16 protein-coding genes are annotated in these 19,171 nt (G+C 38.5%); all 16 read right to left on the reverse strand.

The features are described from left to right. Nucleotides 1–15: 15 nt before the first annotated feature. Complete coding sequence (locus tag J7E57_RS19630) at nt 16–1,140, reverse strand: ATP-binding protein (protein WP_215131354.1); 1,125 nt, start codon at nt 1,138–1,140, stop codon at nt 16–18. A gap of 143 nt (nt 1,141–1,283) precedes the next feature. Beyond that, entirely contained in the window at nt 1,284–1,886 is a 603-nt protein-coding gene (locus J7E57_RS19635) for a CDP-alcohol phosphatidyltransferase family protein (RefSeq protein WP_215131352.1), read from the reverse strand. Nucleotides 1,887–1,952: 66 nt separating this feature from the next. After that, on the reverse strand, nt 1,953–2,942 hold the full coding sequence (locus J7E57_RS19640; protein ID WP_116251655.1) for an aspartate-semialdehyde dehydrogenase: 990 nt from the start codon (nt 2,940–2,942) through the stop codon (nt 1,953–1,955). Nucleotides 2,943–3,491: 549 nt separating this feature from the next. Continuing rightward, nucleotides 3,492–4,364 (reverse strand): sugar phosphate isomerase/epimerase family protein, encoded by an 873-nt coding sequence (locus J7E57_RS19645; RefSeq protein ID WP_251029982.1) that lies wholly within the window; start codon nt 4,362–4,364, stop codon nt 3,492–3,494. 7 nt (nt 4,365–4,371) lie between these two features. After that, complete coding sequence (locus J7E57_RS19650) at nt 4,372–5,247, reverse strand: sugar phosphate isomerase/epimerase family protein (RefSeq protein WP_215131348.1); 876 nt, start codon at nt 5,245–5,247, stop codon at nt 4,372–4,374. Between the two features lie 10 nt (nt 5,248–5,257). Next, entirely contained in the window at nt 5,258–6,148 is an 891-nt protein-coding gene (locus J7E57_RS19655) for a hydroxypyruvate isomerase family protein (RefSeq protein WP_057933971.1), read from the reverse strand. 1 nt (nt 6,149) lies between these two features. Beyond that, nucleotides 6,150–7,391: a nucleoside permease gene (locus J7E57_RS19660; protein WP_215131346.1), complete on the reverse strand. Its 1,242-nt coding sequence runs from the start codon at nt 7,389–7,391 to the stop codon at nt 6,150–6,152. Between the two features lie 150 nt (nt 7,392–7,541). Beyond that, the gene (locus J7E57_RS19665) at nt 7,542–8,222 is read right to left on the reverse strand and encodes a DUF1080 domain-containing protein (protein WP_215131344.1); all 681 of its coding nucleotides are present in this window, start codon (nt 8,220–8,222) and stop codon (nt 7,542–7,544) included. Between the two features lie 174 nt (nt 8,223–8,396). Continuing rightward, complete coding sequence (locus tag J7E57_RS19670; RefSeq protein WP_215131341.1) at nt 8,397–9,854, reverse strand: Gfo/Idh/MocA family protein; 1,458 nt, start codon at nt 9,852–9,854, stop codon at nt 8,397–8,399. A gap of 31 nt (nt 9,855–9,885) precedes the next feature. After that, nucleotides 9,886–10,272 carry a c-type cytochrome gene (locus J7E57_RS19675; protein ID WP_116251648.1) on the reverse strand — a complete coding sequence of 129 codons (387 nt, stop codon included), beginning with the start codon at nt 10,270–10,272 and terminating at the stop codon, nt 9,886–9,888. A gap of 17 nt (nt 10,273–10,289) precedes the next feature. Continuing rightward, entirely contained in the window at nt 10,290–11,348 is a 1,059-nt protein-coding gene (locus tag J7E57_RS19680; protein ID WP_057933975.1) for a sugar phosphate isomerase/epimerase family protein, read from the reverse strand. 9 nt (nt 11,349–11,357) lie between these two features. Next, on the reverse strand, nt 11,358–12,515 hold the full coding sequence (locus tag J7E57_RS19685) for a Gfo/Idh/MocA family protein (RefSeq protein ID WP_215131339.1): 1,158 nt from the start codon (nt 12,513–12,515) through the stop codon (nt 11,358–11,360). An 81-nt stretch (nt 12,516–12,596) separates the two neighbouring features. Continuing rightward, on the reverse strand, nt 12,597–14,297 hold the full coding sequence (locus tag J7E57_RS19690) for a GMC oxidoreductase (RefSeq protein ID WP_215131338.1): 1,701 nt from the start codon (nt 14,295–14,297) through the stop codon (nt 12,597–12,599). A gap of 25 nt (nt 14,298–14,322) precedes the next feature. After that, nucleotides 14,323–14,907 carry a gluconate 2-dehydrogenase subunit 3 family protein gene (locus J7E57_RS19695; protein ID WP_215131336.1) on the reverse strand — a complete coding sequence of 195 codons (585 nt, stop codon included), beginning with the start codon at nt 14,905–14,907 and terminating at the stop codon, nt 14,323–14,325. A gap of 279 nt (nt 14,908–15,186) precedes the next feature. Next, a complete protein-coding gene (locus J7E57_RS19700) occupies nt 15,187–16,092 on the reverse strand; it encodes a TIM barrel protein (protein ID WP_215131334.1) in 906 nt (301 codons plus the stop codon). Nucleotides 16,093–16,140: 48 nt separating this feature from the next. Next, nucleotides 16,141–19,071 (reverse strand): TonB-dependent receptor domain-containing protein, encoded by a 2,931-nt coding sequence (locus tag J7E57_RS19705; protein ID WP_215131332.1) that lies wholly within the window; start codon nt 19,069–19,071, stop codon nt 16,141–16,143. Between the last annotated feature and the right edge of the window lie 100 nt (nt 19,072–19,171).

Genomic DNA, 19,171 nt, shown 5'->3' on the forward strand with positions numbered 1-19,171 from the left:
TTTGCCAAAGATTATTTATATCAGAAAGCTGGTATAGTTAGATTTGTTTATAACGTATGTTTCATTGGTGCTGTATGCATCTAAAAAGGTTGATGGAAATCTTACTTTTTTGTTTTCATTCCATTTTATCTCCATCGCATTTATTTTTCCATCAATTTCTTCTATTAGATCAATTTCCTGCTGTTGAAAGCTACGCCAAAAATAATATTTTGCATGCTTTCTTTTGTTATTACTGGCCTTTATATATTCCGATATGATATAATTTTCGAAAAGCTGACCAGCATCCTGCCTCAGCGCAAGCATACTAAAGTTTTCGATCACTGCATTGCGGATCCCAGTATCATAGAAATATATTTTTTTGCTCTTTTTTATTTCATTCCGTAGGTTACTACTGTATGCCCCCAGCCTAAATACAACAAAACATTGCTCTAATAAATCGATATAACGCTCAACGGTTAGTTTATCGGCTTCAATCATCTGGCCAAGCTCGGTATACGAAACCTCATTACCAATTTGCAAGGCCAAGGCCTGTACTAATTTTTCGAGCTGTAAAGGTTTTCTGATGCCTGTAAGTGATAAAATATCTTTAAAAAGATAACTATTGGCTAAGTTCATTAAGAGTTCTTTTTCTTCTCCTGGATAATTAATCGCATCGGGATAAGAGCCATAGATCAATCTTTTTTCCAATGCCTGTTCTTCAGTAAGGATATTGGTATCATCAACAAGCTCTGCTACCGAAAAAGGAAAAAGATGATATTCAAATTTTCTTCCCGTTAGCGATTCTTTTATACCAACGGCCAGATCTAATGATGAAGAGCCTGTAACCAAAAGTTGCACATTGGTAAAATTATCTACGATTAATTTTAATGTTAAACCGATATTCGCAACCCGTTGAGCTTCGTCGATAAAAATGAATTTATTTGAACCGATGATTGATTTTAGTCGCTCAATGCTAATGTCGGTTAATGCGGTGCGAACATTGGCTTCATCACAATTAAGAAAAACCAAGGGAAGTTCTGTTTTTTGTACCAATTGCTTTAACATAGTGGTTTTACCTACCTGCCTTGCGCCGGTAACTATAATTGCTTTTTGCTTGAAAAATTTTGATTCTATGTGCGTTTGCAGACTTCTAATTATCATTTCATTATATCGTATTCAATAACAAATATAATGAAAAATTTAATCGTAATCTCTTTTTTATATATAATTTAGTTATTACAATCCCTTTTTTATATATAATTTAGTGATTACAATCTTTTTTTCAGTTTTTATATCGCAGCAAATTATCCATTAAACAGCTTGTTACGTTTAATTTCTTTTCCCTGCCTTAGCTTTACCGCATGATAGATGGTAGGTACATCGTTGGTCCATTTTTTTAGCGTGAAAACGATGGCAAGTATTTCTATTCGGGTTGCCAATCCGAGCCAAAAGCAAATTTCAAATAATACAACCGATTCGCAATGCACTATAATTTCGACCAAAGTGGCAAATATAGTCAACGTCCAAATTTTAGCGCCGATAGAATGCGTAGCGATTTCTTTTCTGAATTTGATATAGCTTAATGCATAGGTTGAAGCTTCGAAAGCACCAAGGACAATCAGTTTTACCAAGTTGACTTTGAAAAAATCGGGACATTGGATATAAGTAGCAACCGCAACCGAGATAAAAAATACCTGATCAATACTGGAATCTAAACGTCTTAATTTTTCTGAGGAGATATTGAGTTTTCTGGCTATTATTCCATCAAATACATCTGTTAATAAACCGATCGATAATAATGTGATTGCAAGAAAAGAATAATGATTGACTTGGAAAAAGCTTAATAGAATTATTATAAAACCAATCAGTAACCTGGAATATATTAAAGCGATTGGAATATGTTTCATGGTGGAGAGCGGGTATAAAAAAAGTCCCCCGATTTTATACCGGGGGACTTCTCTTGAGGTTATTAATTAAACTAATTCTTTCTGAATTAGATATTCGGCAATCTGAACGGCATTGGTTGCAGCGCCTTTGCGCAAGTTATCTGCAACAATCCAAAGATTTAAAGCTTTAGGCGCCGATTCGTCTCTACGGATACGGCCTACAAAAACTTCATCTTTTTCATGAGCATCTTTTGGCATTGGGTATTTTAAGTTGGCAACATCATCAACAACGATTATGCCTGGTGCTTTTTCTAAAATACTTCGCACTTCAGCTAAATCGAAGTCATTTTCGAACTCGATGTTTACCGATTCTGAGTGACCACCCATTACCGGGATACGAACTGTAGTAGCGGTAACTTTAATGCTATCGTCGCTCATGATTTTGTTCGTTTCCTTAACCATTTTCATTTCTTCTTTGGTATATCCATTGTCCATGAAAACATCAATATGTGGAAGAACATTCAAATCAATTTCGTATGGATAAGCTTTAGGACCATCAATGCCTTTACGCTCGTTCATTAGCTGCTCAACCGCTTTAACACCTGTTCCTGTAACCGATTGGTAAGTAGAAACCACAACACGTTTAATTTTATATTTATCGTGTAAAGGTTTTAAAACCACCACCATTTGAATGGTAGAACAGTTGGGATTAGCAATGATTTTGTTATCGATAGAAAGTTCGTGTGCATTAACTTCTGGTACAATTAATTTAATTGCAGGATCCATTCTCCATGCAGAAGAGTTATCGATAACGGTTGTTCCAGCTTCTTTAAAACGTGGAGCATGCTCTAATGAAGTATTTCCACCTGCTGAAAACAAAGCGATATCTGGTTTCATGCTGATTGCAGTATCCATGCTAACAATTGGGAACTTCTTACCCTTAAAAGTAATTTCCTTGCCAACACTCTTTTCTGATGCTACGGGAATCAACTCTGTTAAAGGGAAATTTCTTTCCTCCAATACTTTTAACATGACAGTGCCTACCAATCCGGTGGCACCTACTACTGCTACTTTCATTTTAAATTTTAATTATATATTATTAAACATTTGATATAAGCCCAAATATGCTAAAAATTAAGCTTATATCCCCATTGTTACCAATTAAATTTGCTTTTAATATTTAAAATCTTACTTTTTCAGTAGAAAATAAGGTTAAAAAGATTAGGCATAATTCGATTTAGGAAGGGCTCGGAGGTTTTAATGCCGTTTGCGCTCGTTTCCTAGCGAGTGCATTAATAGCTATACAATTTTATCGTTTGTAAACGACAACCTATTCAACACTCCGTTAGCGAATTGCTTGATGTTTTTGTTTTGGAAAGCATGTTACTGTGTATATCGGTTCCGAAAGTCCTGCTATCCACTTCAAGCCTCCACTGCGCTACGGGCTTTCCGTTACTATCAGGTTTAGATAACTCAGATCAGCAGTTCTAACCTAAAATATATTGTTGAAGAATTGAAGGTTTGCTGTTTTGGAGATAGATCTCTCCATTTCGCTACACTTCAGTCGAGATGACGATAAGCGTAGTCCAAACCTCGCAATTTTAAACTGCGAGGTTTGGATAAATTTTAAATCAAATTGGCTTTGATATAATCACAGCTTGTTTTAATCGAACCAACTGGATCAGGTTGGTAATTGGTTTCGTGCTCTACAAAGAAATGTTGCATGCCTGAAAGTTTTGCCTGAGCAAAAATGCTTTTAAAATCAATAGAACCTTTACCTACCTCGGTATTCCATTCAGGTTTGGCTTTGTCCATATCTTTAACGTGCCACATTGGAAAACGGCCTGGATATTTTTTGAACAAAGCTAACGGATCGTTACCTGAGCGTACCACCCAGTATAAATCCAATTCGAAATTTACCAGATTTTTATCGGTTTCGCTTAAGTAAACATCGTAACCAGTGGTATCACCTAATTTTTTAAATTCGAAATCGTGGTTGTGGTAGGCGAATTTTAAACCAGATGCTTTTGCAATTTCGGCAACCTTATTAAAATCATCAGCAGTTTTCTTAAAGCCATCTACACCTTTGCTCATATCTACATGTGCACCAGCGATGGTAAAGTATTTACCGCCAATGGCTGCTGAAGATTCGATATCGGCCTTTAATCTGTCTGTTTTTCCGGTTTTTACAAAATCATCCATATGGTAATGGCCACTTGGTGCTTTTAAACCATTCGCATTTAACAAAGCTTTGAATTCTTTTGGTGTTAAGCCCCAGAATTTTCCATTAGAAAAACCATAGGTTTCTACTTCTTTATATCCGGCTTGTGCTACCTTTTCGATAATGTCTTTTACGTCCTTTGGCAGTTCATTACGTAAAGAGTACAATTGCAAACCAACATTTTTACTTGCTTTATCAAAGGCAAACGACGGGATTAATAATGCCGCTCCTGCGGCTAATCCTGCCTGTTTTAAGAAAGTTCTTCTTGAATTCATCATTTAAAATTTAAATAATTTCTTTTTTAATGTATGCACAGCTAGCTGCAACAGATTCCATTGGGTTTGGCTTGTAATTGGTTTCGTGTTCTATAAAGAAGTGTTTCATGCCCGAAAGCTTGGCATCAGCAAAAATAGGTTTGAAATTAATGGAACCTGTTCCTACTTCAGCATTTAACGCTGGATTTGCTTTATCCATATCTTTCACATGCCACATGGTAAAACGGCCTGGATTTTCTTTAAACAATTTGATCGGATCGTTTCCTGAACGAACTACCCAATATAAATCAAGTTCAAAATCAACAAGATTTTTGTCGGTTCCTTTTAATAATATTTCGTAACCAGTGGTATCACCTTGTTTCTCGAATTCAAAATTGTGGTTGTGGTAAGCTAACCTAATACCGGCTTCCTTGGCCAATTTTCCGGCTTCATTAATTTTAACTGCAATTTTTTTGTAGTCGTCGGCACTTTTTCTGATGCTTTCATCTAACCAGGGAATGGTTACATATTCGCTTCCAAGCACTTTAGCAGCAGCGATTGCTGCTTTTAATTCTTCAGTGTTTCCATCGGTTAAATAGCTGCCTAAACCGTAGTGACCGCTTGGTGCAGTTAATCCGTTATCATCAAGCAATTTTTTGAATTCGGCTGGTGTTAAGCCCCAAAATTGATCTTTTATCGAAAAACCATAGGTTTCAACCTCTTTAAAGCCAGCTTTTGCCACTTTAGCTATTGTCCCTTTTACATCTTTCGGAAGTTCATCTCTTAAAGAATATAACTGCAGACCAACTGATTTTTTATCGGAAGCCACACAAGCAAATGATGGAACCAAAAGTGCTGCAGCTGCAGCCATACTACTGTTTAAAATAAAACTTCTTCTTGATAACATAGGTATATTTTTAGATGTCGCAAATAGAAACTGCCTTTTTTAGCGAGGCTATTTTATCTGCATTTTTAGGTATAAATTCTTGTGCAACGAAACCTTTAAAGCCAGTTTCGGCAATGGCTTTCATTATTGCGGGATAGTATAACTCCTGCGTATCATCGATTTCATTTCTGCCCGGAACACCAGCGGTGTGGTAGTGGGCTATGTATTGATGGTTATCTCTAATGTTTCTAATTACATCGCCCTCATCAATCTGCATATGGTAGATATCGTATAACAATTTGAAGTTTTCAGATCCTAAGCGTTTGCAAAGTTCAGCTCCCCATGAAGTTCTATCGCATTGATAATCTTTATGGTTAATTTTGCTGTTTAATAATTCCATTACCAACACTACATTGTGTTTTTCGGCCAATGGGATTAATTGTTTCAACCCTTTAACGCAATTGTTCCAGCCTGTTTCGTCATCTTTACCCCGGCGGTTTCCACTAAAACAGATTAGGTTTTTGTAACCTGCCTCGGCAACAAGTGGAATCATTGCTGTGTAGTTTTGAATTAACTTTTCGTGGAATTTTTCGTCGTTAAAACCATCCACTAAATTAATCTCCGCACCATTACACATAGTCGATTCTAAGCCATGTTTTTTTAAAGTCGGCCAATCTTTTGGCCCAACTAAATCAATGCCTTTAATGCCGATCTTTTTAGCTTCAACACAAAGCGTTTCTACATCTAAACCGCTAAAACACCAACGGCAAACGGCATGATTGATATTTCCTTTTAGCCTTAGTGGCTGATCTGATTCTGATTTATCCATTGCTAATGCTGAAAATCCTGAAGAAACACCAATCGCAGCAGTTCCTGCGATGATGTTCTTTAAAGCATTTCTTCTATTTACGTTCGACGCCATATTAAACAGTTTTAGGTTCTATTTCAGCTTTGGATTTATCGTTGAAAACCAATGCAAATAATAAAAATACCACTAATGCAATTCCTGCTGGGATAATCCAGATCATTTTCCAGTCCATTACGCCATCTGCTGCTTTGTAGGCATCAGAAATTTTACCTGCTACGGCAAATCCAATTAACATGCCTACGCCATAAGTAGCTAAAGTAATTAAGCCTTGGGCTGAGCTTTTAAAACGCTCGCCGGCTTTAGAGTTGGTATAAATCTGTCCTGAAACGAAAAAGAAATCGTAGCAAACACCGTGTAATGCAATTCCTAAAATCAGCATAAAACTCAGTTCGCCTGCATTTCCGTAAGCAAATAATGCATAACGTACTGCCCAAGCCAGCATGCCCACCAAGATGGTCATTTTAAAACCGAATCTTTTAAAGAATATTGGGATAAATAATAAGAAAATAACTTCTGAAGCCTGACCAATCGTCATTTTTCCCGTAGGGTTATCCATACCGATATTTGAAAGGAATGGATTTGCATTTTGGTAGTAAAAAGCCAGAGGGATACAGATCAAAATAGATGAAATAAAGAAAATCAAGAAGTTCCTGTCTTTCAAAAGTTTTAAAGCATCTAGACCTAATACATCAGAAACGGTAATTTTTTCGTCTGAAGATACTTTGGGTGGGGTCTTTGGTAAGGTAAAGCTGAATAAACCCAAAGCTAAAGATACTATACCAGCCATTAAGAAAGTATTTTTCAATAAGCCAGCTTCTGTACCTTCTTTTGAATCCCAATGGAAGAAATAACTGATTAATAAACCTGCAGCAATCCAGCCTAAGGTACCCCATATGCGGATCGATGAAAATTCTTTCTCCGGATCTTTCATTTGATTGAAAGAAACTGAGTTTACCAACGCCAGTGTTGGCATAAAAAGAATCATGTAGCCCAATACGTAAGGATAAAAAACACTTACATCTATAGCATTATACATTTGGTACATCAATAGTGCTCCGACAATGTGCAGCACACCTAAAATGCGCTCAGCATTAAAATATCTGTCGGCAATTAAACCTACAATAAAAGGAGCAATGATAGCGCCCCATGATTGGGTTGAAAATACAGCTCCGGTTTCTGAGCCCGTGGCTTTAAGGTTGTTTCCTAAGAAAGTCCCAAGTGTTACAAACCAGGCACCCCAGATAAAAAATTCCAGGAACATCATGGCAGAGAGTTTAAAGCGAGTAGTGCTATTCATTTGGCTTATATAAGGTTGTATTAAGGTATAAGGTTAAAGGTATAGGGTGTAAGGTTAATGCGAAAGCGGATAAACTTTATGCTTTCCCGCTTTCTAACTCAAATGTCTGGTTTAAGCGAAAGAAAAGAAACCTTCATCCCTTTACCTCAGTTATAGTTCTTTAATAGAGATGTTTTTGTACCAAACCTCATCTCCGTGATCTTGTAAGGCAATTTTGCCTGTTTTAAAAGTTCCCCAGTTTTCCCATGTTGCAAATTTGCTGCCCGCAACAATCTTTTTCCAGTTATCATCCCAAAGGCTGGTTTTTACTACTTCAACACCATTTAAAATTAGCGTTAGTTTGCCCTTTTTACTGATGATTTCGGCTTTATTCCATTCGCCAACAGCTTTAACTGGCTCTGATGAACTTTTTACCAGATCGTATAAATCGCCGGCACGGTGTTTAGTGATTTTTCCATCTGGGTGGCCGTCATTATCAATAACCTGCATTTCTAAGCCTGTAGAATAGGTAGCATGGTATTTTGGTTCCTCGTGAACATAAAAAATTAAACCGCTATTTGCTTTTGGAGCCACTTTCCATTCATATTTTAAATGGAAATCGCCGTATTCCTTATCGGTAACCAAATCGCCGCCACCGTCTTTACCTTTGGTCGCTAAATCTAAATGAAGGGCACCATCCTGAACCTGCCAGGCGCTACCAACCGTAGTTTTGTTGTAAGTATGCCAGCCTGTTGTTGTTTTACCATCAAAAAGTGGCTTAAAGCCCTTTTGAGCCTTTGATATTTGTGTTAAGCTTAACAAGATGCAAGCAGAAAGAAAGATTTTTTTCATTTTTTTTATTTGTTGTCATACAAGGTATGAAGCAATCTTAATGCTGAAGAAAAGATATGTTGAACCTTTTGCCAGTTGTAGGATTATTCATTTTTACTTATGTTTTTATAGGTATTCACGAACGCTCTGCGTTCGGTTGTCTTCATGCCTCGCAATGACGAATGTACTTATTAATTAAAGTGTTAAATTGTTCCAGCCTTTGCGGTATTCGCGTTTTACAAATTGGTTGGCTTCGTCAAAATTGGTAACTTTCATATTGTCGTTATCCCAAAGCATTTTAGTGTACCTGCCTGGGTAAGTAGTCTTACCGTTTACTGTTTTTTGGATATCGAAACTTCTGATTGCTAAATTCGCCATCAGTAAAGCTTCAGTTAATGGACCTGCAATTTCGAAAGGCGAACTTACTTCCTGCTTGCCATAACCCGCAATTGCGGCTTCAACCCATTGTTTATAGTGCCCGTTTGCGCCATCTGGTACACGTGTGTATTTTGGTGCTACCTTAATGTCTTTGTTTTTACTTAAAGGCAATAATTTCGGGTTTGCACTATACGTTTCAGACATCATTTTGCCTTTAGTTCCAATAAACAAGGTCCCATTACCACCATCGCCAAAAGTTTCGCTTGCTTCTAATTCTTCAGGGCGTTCTGGTTGGATACCACCATCCATCCAGTGTAAGGTAACATCGCCTTTTGTTTTATCTGTTTTCGGGAATTTTAAGGTAACATGGCTTGATGGAGGGCAACTTTCAGGGAAATAACCGCGTTTAAATTCATCTACATAAACAGAACCTACACTGGCCTGAACTTCTTTTGCATATTTTAAGTTTAATACGCTAAATGGAGCTTCGATTAAGTGACAGCCCATATCGCCCAAGGCGCCAGTGCCATAGTCCCACCAGCCACGCCAGTTAAAAGGAACCAATTTGTCAATATAATCTTTTTCAGGCGCAGTACCTAGCCATAAATTCCAATCCAATTCGGCGGGGATTTCGGCTTTTTTTGTTGGTCGAGGAATGCCTTGCGGCCAAACCGGTCTATCAGTCCATGCATAAACCGTGTGTACATCACCAATTAAACCAGCTTCGTACCATTCTTTCATTTGGCGCGGACCATCGTTTGATGCACCTTGATTTCCCATTTGGGTTACCACTTTATATTTTTTTGCAGCAGCGGTTAGAATCCGTGCTTCATAAATATCATGTGTTAAAGGTTTCTGCACATAAACGTGTTTGCCCAATTGCATAGCTGCTAAAGCCTGAATAGCATGATTATGATCAGGAGTAGAAACAGATACAGCGTCGAAATTTTTATGTTCCTTATCTAACATTTCGCGCCAATCTTTATAGTATTTTGCTTTAGGGAAAGCTTTAACACTATTTGCTGCACGGCGATCGTCTACATCACATAAAAAAGCAATGTCTGCTTTTCCGCTTTTGTAAAACATGCTTAAATCGCTTTGGCCTTTTCCGCCAACACCAATACCGGCAACCAATAAACGATCGCTTGGTGCCAGATAACCGGGGCCACCTAAAACATGTCGGGGTACGATCATAAACGCAGCAGCGGCAATAGCTGTGGTCTTAATAAAATCACGGCGGTTACTCGTGTTTTTATTTTCTTGCTCTGTTTTCATATAAGTAAATCGATTTGCTAATTGGGGTCGATTATTTTTTCTTTAAAGATAAGATATACTTTACCATTAATTTTGCATCGTCTTTTTTAAGGGTAGCGTGAGCAGTCATCGGCATATTGCCCCAAACCCCTGTTCCACCTTTAATAATCTTATCGGCTAACATGTTGATGTTTTTCTCGGTAGCCGGATATTTTTTTGCAATTTCTACGTATGCAGGACCAATAATTTTGTTCGTCTTGTTATGGCAACCCAGACAGTCTGATTTGTTGATCAGTTTTTCTCCTGGATTTGATTGAAAAGCAGCATGGCTTGTTACTGTTGCAGCTGCAACCACAGTTTTCTCCTTCGTTAAATCGGCTTTTGAAAACGACGCCATAAAAATGACTACGGCGCCTAAAATTAAAAATGTTTTTTTCATGTGTGTTGTGTGTTTTGTTAATCTTGTAATCCTAATATTCTTTTATTGAAAGCGCTATCACTACCCGATGCTGCAAAATCATCAAATGCTTTATCGGTTACGTTAATGATGTTCTTTTTAATAAATTCTGCACCTTCACGGGCACCATCTTGCTGGTTTTTGATACAGCATTCCCATTCCATAACGGCCCAACCTTTAAAATCATATTGCGCCAATTTACTAAAAATGGTTTTAAAATCAACCTGACCATCACCTGGTGAGCGGTAACGACCGGCTCGGTTTGCCCAACTCTGGTATCCACCAAAAGTGCCTTGTTTGCCTGTAGGGTTAAATTCTGCATCTTTAACGTGGAACGCTTTTATGCGTTCGTGGTAAAAATCGATGTATTGAATGTAATCCAATTGTTGCAACACAAAGTGTGATGGATCATACAATAAGCATGCCCGAGGATGATTATTTACCGCAGCGAGGAACATTTCATAGGTTTCGCCATCAAATAAATCTTCACCTGGATGTATTTCGTAGCAAACATCAACGCCACATTGGTCGAATTCGTTTAAAATTGGTGTCCAGCGTTTTGCCAATTCTGCAAAACCTTCTTCAACCAATCCTGCTGGGCGCTGTGGCCAGGGATGGAAATATTGCCACAATAATGAGCCGCTAAATGTGGCATGCGCATTTAAACCTAAGTTTTGAGAGGCTTTAGCTGCATATTTCATTTGCTGCACCGCCCATTCTGTTCTTGCTTTTGGGTTTTTGTGTACTTCTTTTGGTGCAAAAGCATCAAACAGATCATCGTAAGCAGGGTGTACCGCAACCAATTGACCTTGTAAGTGTGTAGAAAGTTCAGTAATTTCTAAGCCATAAGAAGCTATTTTTCCTTTCAGTTCATCTGCATAGGTTTTGCTTTCGGCAGCTTTTTGAAGATCGATAAATCTTGTATCTAAGGTTGGCATCTGAATGCCTTTAAAACCTAAACCTGCTGCCCATTTACAAATACTGTCTAGGGAGTTAAATGGGGCTTCATCGCTTATAAATTGAGCTAAAAATACTGCTGGTCCTTTTATCGTTGTCATGCTTGATTGTTATAATTTATAATCTAACCACTTTTGGTCTGAGTGACTAGAAGCCACTACATTTTCGATAAATGCCATTCCTCTAATTCCATCTTCAGTACTTGGAAAGTCTAACATTTCAGCAGTAGGTTGCTCGTTATTCAACTTCGCATCTACTGTTAATGCAAAGTTTTTATAAATATTTGCAAATGCTTCTAGGTAACCTTCTGGATGACCACCAGGAGTTCGGGTATTGTGCTGTGCGAAACTGCCCATATAACTGTTGCCTGTTCTGTAGATTTGAGCAGGGGCATTTAACCATTTTACAATTAAGGTGTTCGGTTCCATTTGGTGCCATTCCATGCCACCTTTTTCGCCATATACTTTAATTTTTAATGCATTTTCTTCTCCGGCAGCAATTTGTGATGCCACAAGAACACCATTGGCACCATTATCGAATTTTAACAATACGTTTCCGTCGTCATCGATAGCTCTACCTGGAACAACAATACTTAAATCGGCACAGATTTTAGTGATTTTTAAGCCAGTGATATATTCTGCCAAATGAGCGGCGTGAGTGCCAATATCGCCCATGCTACCACTTTTTCCGGTTTTAGATGGATCGGTACGCCAGGCGGCTTGAGCATTTCCTTCGCGTTCTGATAAGGTACTTAACCAGCCTTGAGGGTATTCGACCATAATTTTTCTGATTGCACCCAGAGCACCTTCACTAACCATTTGTTTGGCCTGTTTAACCATTGGATAACCTGAGTAAGTATGCGTTAAACACAGTGTTAAACCCGTTTCTTCTACTTTCGCTTTCAGCTGTTTTGCTTCTTCTAAAGTTAAAGTCATTGGTTTTTCAATCACCACGTTAAAACCTTTATCTAAAGCCATCATTGCGGGAGCAAAGTGGGCGAAGTTTGGGGTAACGATGGTTACAAAGTCGATTCTTTCATCTGCTGGCAATTCACTTTCCTTCGTCAGCATTTCTTCGTAATTGGAGTAGATTCTGTTATCTGGAAGAAAAAGGAGTTTTCCAGATTCGTAGCCAATTTCGGGATTTACACTTAAAGCTCCGGCAGATAATTCAATAAGGCCATCCATATTGGCAGCCAAACGGTGTACGGCACCGATAAAAGCGTCTTTTCCACCGCCTATCATGCCCATTCTTAATTTTCTTCTCATTTTTATAAAAGGTGTGAGGTGTAAGGTGTAAGGCTTAGGGCGATTTCCCTTATACCTTAAACCCTACGCCTTTTACCTTGTCTAGATATTTTTTTTCTTTAATTCTTTTACAGCGTAATCGCAAGCACGGGCAGTTAAAGCCATAAATGTTAACGATGGGTTTTGGCAAGCGATTGATGGCATACAAGATCCATCGGTTACAAAAACGTTATTCACTTCGTGCATCTGGTTCCATTTATTCAGTACCGAAGTTTTTGGATCGTTACCCATTCTTGCCGTTCCTTGCTCATGGATGGCCATACCTGGATAACAGCCATTATCGAATGTTTTGATGTTTTTCATGCCGGCTTTCTCTAACATTTCGGCAGCATCATTCATCATATCCACGCGCATTTTTTTCTCGTTCTCTTTATATTCGCAATCAATAGCCAATACGGGTTGTCCCCATTTGTCTTTTTTGGTTTTATCGATGTATACCTTGTTTTCATAATAAGGTAACATTTCTCCAAAGCCGCCCAAGCCCATAGACCATTTGCCTGGAGTAGTCATTTTTTGTTTTAAATCTGCTCCGAAAGATAGTTCGGCTACATCACTTTGCCAGTTTGCCCTGCTTGCACCTCCCTGATAGCCGAATCCACGCAGGTAGTCGCGTTTATCGTTACCAATGTTTTGATATCTTGGTACGTAAATTCCGTTTGCACGGCGGCCATAAGTGTATTTGTCATCAAAACCTTCTGCCTCTCCAGATGCTCCGCAACGGAAATGATGATCCATTAAGTTATGACCTAACTGACCACTTCCATTACCCAATCCATTTGGATGGGCTTCGGATGTTGAATTTAACAGCACAAATGTTGAGCCTAATGTAGAACCGTTAACGAAAACGATTTTTGCATAAAATTCCATTGTTTTGTTGGTCTCCGCATCGATTACCATTACGCCTTTTGCTTTTTTGGTGTCTTTATCGTAAATGATGTGATTTACGATTGAGTATGGTCTAACCGTTAATCTTTTTGTTGCCATCGCTGCAGGTAGGGTAGAAGACTGCGTGCTGAAATAAGCACCAAACGGACAGCCACGGCTACATAAGTTCCTGTATTGACAATTACCACGGCCTTTGTGCGGAACAGTAAGATTGGCAACACGGCCGATCATAATGATGCGTTCTTTTTTATAATGTTCTTCAACGCGGGCCTTTACCGATTTTTCTACAATGTTTAAATCCATTGGAGGAAGAAATTCACCGTCCGGACAGGTTGGCCAGTTTTCTTTCGAACCACTGATCCCTGCGAAACGCTCAACATAATCATACCATGGAGAAAGCTCGGCGTACCGAATTGGCCAATCATTTCCATGACCATCCTTTTTGTTATCCTCAAAGTTATGATCGCTAAACCGATAACTTTGGCGGCCCCACATTAACGATTTTCCGCCAACATGGAAACCACGGTACCAATCGAAACGTTTATCTTCTGTATATGGACATTCTAAATCGTTTACCCACCATTTTTCATTTGCTTCCTGGTAAGGATAATCTCTTTTTTGTACCGGATGAGTACGTTTTTGCTCTTCGGTAAGTTTTCCGGCATGTTTAAAATCCCATGGATTTTTCATCGCCGTTTCGTAACCGGTAATGTGCTCAATGTTCATTCCTCTTTCGAGCATCAACACGCGTAAGCCCTTTTCTGTAAGTTCTTTGGCAGCCCAGCCACCGCTAATTCCCGATCCTATAACAATAGCATCGTAAGTATTTTCTGCTTTTAAATTTGTATTTAAATTCATGATGTTTTGTTGTTGTGGTTAGAAATTAGGTTGCCCAGGATTTTTGACCTGGTTTTAATGGCGCATTGCCATCATATCGGCCTGGAATAAGCACATATTCGCGTGCTTTGGTGCAACCAATTTCTGAAGAATAATAACCAAGTAGGGTTAAATCTCTTGCGGTAATAAAAAAGTAAGCTAAATCTTTATTCTCTTCTGATTTGCTCTCTTTTTGGGCAAGCGCGATTGCCCTTAAATCGATCATTAGTTTTTTACGGTCGGCTGGTGTTAAAGTGATATAACTTTTTCCAAAATCTTTCATTGATTTAGCCTGAAGATCTTTAAAACCTTGCGCAAATGAGGTTTGCATGGTGGCAGGGTAACAATCTTTCATCATCATGGGAATAAACTTCCCTAAACCTGCAGCCTTGGCGCCCGCAGATGATTTGGTAGTCGGAACAATAATATCAGCGAATTCAGCAAAAATTTTTTCATCTTCCAAAGAATAGAGGACAAAGTTCTTTTCGTTTTCCGGTAGCGTAAAACTTTCAAATAAAACGCCCATTGTACTTGCTGAGATTGCTCCTCCCAGCAAAAATGCAACGTTTTTGAGTGCTTCTCTTCTGTGCATCGTCTTTATGATTTTATATATTGGTTACTTATGTGTTGAATTAGTAATATTAGAAAAAATATAACGGAAAGAATAACTTTTTTAAGTTAAATTATCGGTATGCAATGTGATTGTTACTGAGTAGAATTGTTCTAAATAAATTACTTTTTGCCACTCTAATAGTATTTAAACCGTGTTTTTATATCGATTTAACTTGGTGTAAAAAGTACATTTAGTACTGGTAAGTGTATTATTTACTAATAAATCTAAAAACACCGGGTTTTTAAGGGGAAAATCTGCTTAAAGTAGGTTTTTTTTGACGTAGTTGTAGCTTTCTGCTATACTCTCATAAGGTGCTTTCCTGATGATGTCCTGTTCTGTGAAAATATAATCTACTCCGGCCAATTTAGCGGCAGCAAAAATGCGCTTGAAATCTATCCTGCCAGAGCCTACTTCCACGAAAACTGCTTTGTCTGTTTTATCCATATCCTTAACATGAAACATTCTATAACGGCCCGGATTTTTCTTGAACATATCAACAGGGTTTAAACCTGCATTTACCGCCCAAAAGATATCGAGTTCAAAACCTACCAGTTTGGCATCGGTTTCAGCGAGCAGGATTTCGTAGCCTGTAGCCCCATTACCCTGATCTTTAAATTCGAAGTTATGGTTGTGGTAAGCTAACTTCAATCCTGACTTTTGGCAAAGCTCGGCCGCTTGGTTAAATTTTAAGGCCATGCGCTTGTAATCATCTAATGTTCCATTGGCCCTGATATCGGTAGGCAAAGCTGGAATAACGAAATATTTCTGGCCAACGGTGGCTGCGGTTTCGATGTGCGATTTTAGCATTTTATCGTCGCCTGAGGATAAAAAATCAGTTAGGTTATAATGGCCGCTGGGAGAAGTGAGGTCATTTGCTTTTAATAAGGTATTAAAGTCTTTTGCTTCCAAACCCCAAAAACCTTTCACTTCGTATTTGCCAGGATAACCATAATAGGTTTCTACCTGGTTATAACCGATTTTAGCTACCTGTTCTATGGTCGCTTTTACATCTGCAGTTAACTGCTCCCTTAAAGTGAAAAGTCCGATTCCGATTTTTGAAACTTTAGCAGACTCAGCTAAAGCTGTTGTAACTAATGATGGACTTAAAAAAGCTGCTGCACCAGCAAGGCTTACCTTTTGTAAAAATGATCTTCTTGTTGTCATTATGTTTTAGAATTAAAAAAACCGGAGCGTGAACTCCGGTTTTATTTGTTAGAATGAATAAGCTAATGATCCCCAGAAAGTACGTTGAAGTAATGTTCTGCCAATCATTAATGTGCCAGGGGTTACGGTTGAGAAATCTCTGAACTGATCTCCACGAACATCGCCCTCTGTCAGCACTTTTGCATTTAACAAGTTGTCTGCCCAAAATCTTATCGAAATCTTTTTAGTAAAATTATATCCTGCACCTGCTTTCATTACTACATACGAAGGTAATTTATAGCTGTCGCTGGGTGATGTAAAACGGCTACCTACATAATTTGCCGCTACATATAAGTTAAAGTTTTTATAATCGTAATTGGCACCTAATTCGGTATTTAAAACCGGTACGCGTTCGGTTCTATTTCCTGTGAAACTGTAGGTACGGTTGCCAAACTCTGCTGCAACAGCTGCATTGGTGTTTGTATTGGCTTCATAATCGGTGTATTTAGAATCTTGTAAAGTTCCTGTTAGTCTTAAGCTCAATGGTTTAAATATTTTATACGAAACTTCGTATTCGGCACTCCATGTGCGGGTAGAGCCAAAGGCAACCAATGCCTGCTGGCCTGATGAAGTTGTTGGTACATTTATCGTTAACGAAGTGTTTTTAATTGCAGAGTAACTACCTGATGCAAAAATGGCCAGATTGTTTTTAGCATATTTAAAACCCACCTCTCCTAAATAAACCGGACGTTTTTTAATATTTGCAGCATTATAGGCCGAAGCATTATAATCGCCAATATTTGGTGCGTTATAGGCTTTGGTTGCGCGGGCGAACATACTTGCAGTAGCACTGATTTTGTAATTGGCACCAACAGATGCTGCCCAGTTTGTTAAGGTTTCATCATAAGAAGTATAGCCTAAAATGTTTGCTGTGGCAGTTGCAGTAGTATTCACGGTTCCATTTGCATTTAAGGCATAGTATGGTCTATCGCCTTTTACATTCTGGTTATCGATTCTTGCGCCAATATCTAAACGCCATTTTTCGGATATTTTAATCTCATCGCCAGCATAAGCCGATAGCGTTCTGGTGTCCCCAATAAAGGTATTTTTAGTTTGAATGGTGCGTTCTGCACCTGTTGGACTTTGCAAAATAATACTTGGATGCTCTTTAAATTCTGTAAAAGAGCGGAATGCATAACGTAAATCATCACGGTTATATTGGTGAATACCTAATCCGATATTCAGACTGTGGTTTTTTACGGTCTTTTTAAGATCAAGGTAATCAACAACCTGAACATCGCTGTTTATTTGCCCATTAGCATTAGAGGTTACCACATAATCGCCTGCTGCAAAAGGTGCAACTGCCCCACCTGGATAGTAATAAGGTGTAGCTGTTGTTCTGGCAGCAATTCCTGCCGGAACGGTATAAGTAGAGTTTGTATGGGTATTTTGATAACGGAAATTGTTCACAATCTGCCAGCCACTGTCGGTTAGGTAGTTGAATTGGAAACCAGCTGACCCCAATTTGGTGTGGATACCATCTGTTAAACTAAAATTATGGCTTCCGGTTGCGGGATCGTTATAACTCCATTCGGTTTGCATGGGCACAATCGATTGCGAAGCCATATCGTAATCGCGGTAAGTGGTTGGCTTTCCTGTAGCATCGTAAGGGTAATAACTGGTTAACAAGAACTGAACTTTATCGTTGAGGTATTTTCCGTACACCCTGATAAAGCCTTTATTATTCTTGAAATTAAAAGTCATATTGCCTTTAATCTGTCCACCCTGGTTGGCTGGATTAAAACCCTGATCTACCACGCCATTATCGGTACGGTAAAAACCACCAATGTTATATTTAATCTGATCGTTTATTTTTCCGCCGGTATTTCCATCAATACGGTATAAACCTTGCGAAAAACCTGTGGTAAATTTAAACTGGCCATATTGTTTATCAGCGCCCACGTAACTGATATTGTTAACCACAGCACCTGGTGTGTTGGCCTGGATAATAGAAGCGTTACCACCTCTAACCGCTTCGATATTCTGAATGGTTAAATCTGTTTTATAGTATTGATCTACAGATGGGTTGGTGTTGAAACCTGTTGGTAAAAGCGGTAAACCATCTTCCTGTATACCCAGGAAGATATATCCGCCCTGCTGCGGAAAGCCCCTTACCCAAACATTTCCCGGACCGTCACCACCTGTACTTTCTACCGTTAAACCTGGTATGGCCTTTAATAAATCGGTACTGTTTAAAGGTGCCCGGTTGGTAATATCTTTATTACTCACTGAAGTTAAGGCCACACTGCTTTCTAATTTTTTCTTTGGATTACCACCGGTTACCATCACACTTTCCAATTGTAGGTTATCTTCTGATAGGTTGATACTCAGGTTTTCGTCGGCATTGCCAGGTGATAGGTTTACTTCTTTGGAAATGAAACCTACGTATCTTACCACGATTACACGGCTGTCGACAGTTAAGCCTTTTAGTGCAAAGGCGCCATTTTCGTCGGTTGTGGTCCCGATTGATTTTCCTTTAACGGTAACTGATACCCCAGGGATGGCATTGCCTTTACTATCGGTTACTTTTCCGGTAACAATGCCTTCAAAGGCTTTTAATAGTTCGAGGTTGTTATTGGCGGGAATAGAATAGAGCAGAATTTGATCTTTAACTATCCTATATCCCACGTCATAACGTTTTAGCGAATTCTCAAGAAAGTATTTAAGCTTTTGATTAACCACGTTAATAGAAACTTTACGGTTGGAGTTTATTAATTGTGGGCTGTAAACAAATTTAACATTGGCTAAGTGTTCTGTTTTTTCTATAATGGTTTTAATATCTGTTTGATCGGCTTTAATCGAAATTGATTTGTTCAGAAAATCTTGTGCGTCGACATTTTTGGCAAAAGCACCACAAGTAAAAATTATTATTGCAAGTATTTGGTAAATCGAAACTCTCATTGCATATATCGCCAGCGAAATAAGTTGATTTTTTTTCATAAATTTGGTTATTGTTCATTAAATGATTGGATTTATTGGACATAGAAATACCATGAATACATTTCTGATGTATTTAACTCGCCGGCAATGCCCCACATTG

Source organism: Pedobacter sp. ISL-64 (assembly GCF_018613605.1).
In the GTDB taxonomy this organism is placed as follows: domain Bacteria; phylum Bacteroidota; class Bacteroidia; order Sphingobacteriales; family Sphingobacteriaceae; genus Pedobacter.

Excerpts from the sequence above, each read along its gene's own strand:
- J7E57_RS19660 (WP_215131346.1), bottom strand. The coding sequence starts at position 7,391 with ATGAATAGCACTACTCGCTTTAAACTCTCTGCCATGATGTTCCTGGAA.
- J7E57_RS19640 (WP_116251655.1), bottom strand. The coding sequence starts at position 2,942 with ATGAAAGTAGCAGTAGTAGGTGCCACCGGATTGGTAGGCACTGTCATG.
- J7E57_RS19685 (WP_215131339.1), bottom strand. The coding sequence starts at position 12,515 with ATGAGAAGAAAATTAAGAATGGGCATGATAGGCGGTGGAAAAGACGCT.
- J7E57_RS19665 (WP_215131344.1), bottom strand. The coding sequence starts at position 8,222 with ATGAAAAAAATCTTTCTTTCTGCTTGCATCTTGTTAAGCTTAACACAA.
- J7E57_RS19680 (WP_057933975.1), bottom strand. The coding sequence starts at position 11,348 with ATGACAACGATAAAAGGACCAGCAGTATTTTTAGCTCAATTTATAAGC.
- J7E57_RS19695 (WP_215131336.1), bottom strand. The coding sequence starts at position 14,907 with ATGCACAGAAGAGAAGCACTCAAAAACGTTGCATTTTTGCTGGGAGGA.
- J7E57_RS19690 (WP_215131338.1), bottom strand. The coding sequence starts at position 14,297 with ATGAATTTAAATACAAATTTAAAAGCAGAAAATACTTACGATGCTATT.
- J7E57_RS19655 (WP_057933971.1), bottom strand. The coding sequence starts at position 6,148 with ATGGCGTCGAACGTAAATAGAAGAAATGCTTTAAAGAACATCATCGCA.
- J7E57_RS19700 (WP_215131334.1), bottom strand. The coding sequence starts at position 16,092 with ATGACAACAAGAAGATCATTTTTACAAAAGGTAAGCCTTGCTGGTGCA.
- J7E57_RS19635 (WP_215131352.1), bottom strand. The coding sequence starts at position 1,886 with ATGAAACATATTCCAATCGCTTTAATATATTCCAGGTTACTGATTGGT.
- J7E57_RS19645 (WP_251029982.1), bottom strand. The coding sequence starts at position 4,364 with ATGATGAATTCAAGAAGAACTTTCTTAAAACAGGCAGGATTAGCCGCA.
- J7E57_RS19705 (WP_215131332.1), bottom strand. The coding sequence starts at position 19,071 with ATGAAAAAAAATCAACTTATTTCGCTGGCGATATATGCAATGAGAGTT.
- J7E57_RS19670 (WP_215131341.1), bottom strand. The coding sequence starts at position 9,854 with ATGAAAACAGAGCAAGAAAATAAAAACACGAGTAACCGCCGTGATTTT.
- J7E57_RS19630 (WP_215131354.1), bottom strand. The coding sequence starts at position 1,140 with ATGATAATTAGAAGTCTGCAAACGCACATAGAATCAAAATTTTTCAAG.
- J7E57_RS19650 (WP_215131348.1), bottom strand. The coding sequence starts at position 5,247 with ATGTTATCAAGAAGAAGTTTTATTTTAAACAGTAGTATGGCTGCAGCT.
- J7E57_RS19675 (WP_116251648.1), bottom strand. The coding sequence starts at position 10,272 with ATGAAAAAAACATTTTTAATTTTAGGCGCCGTAGTCATTTTTATGGCG.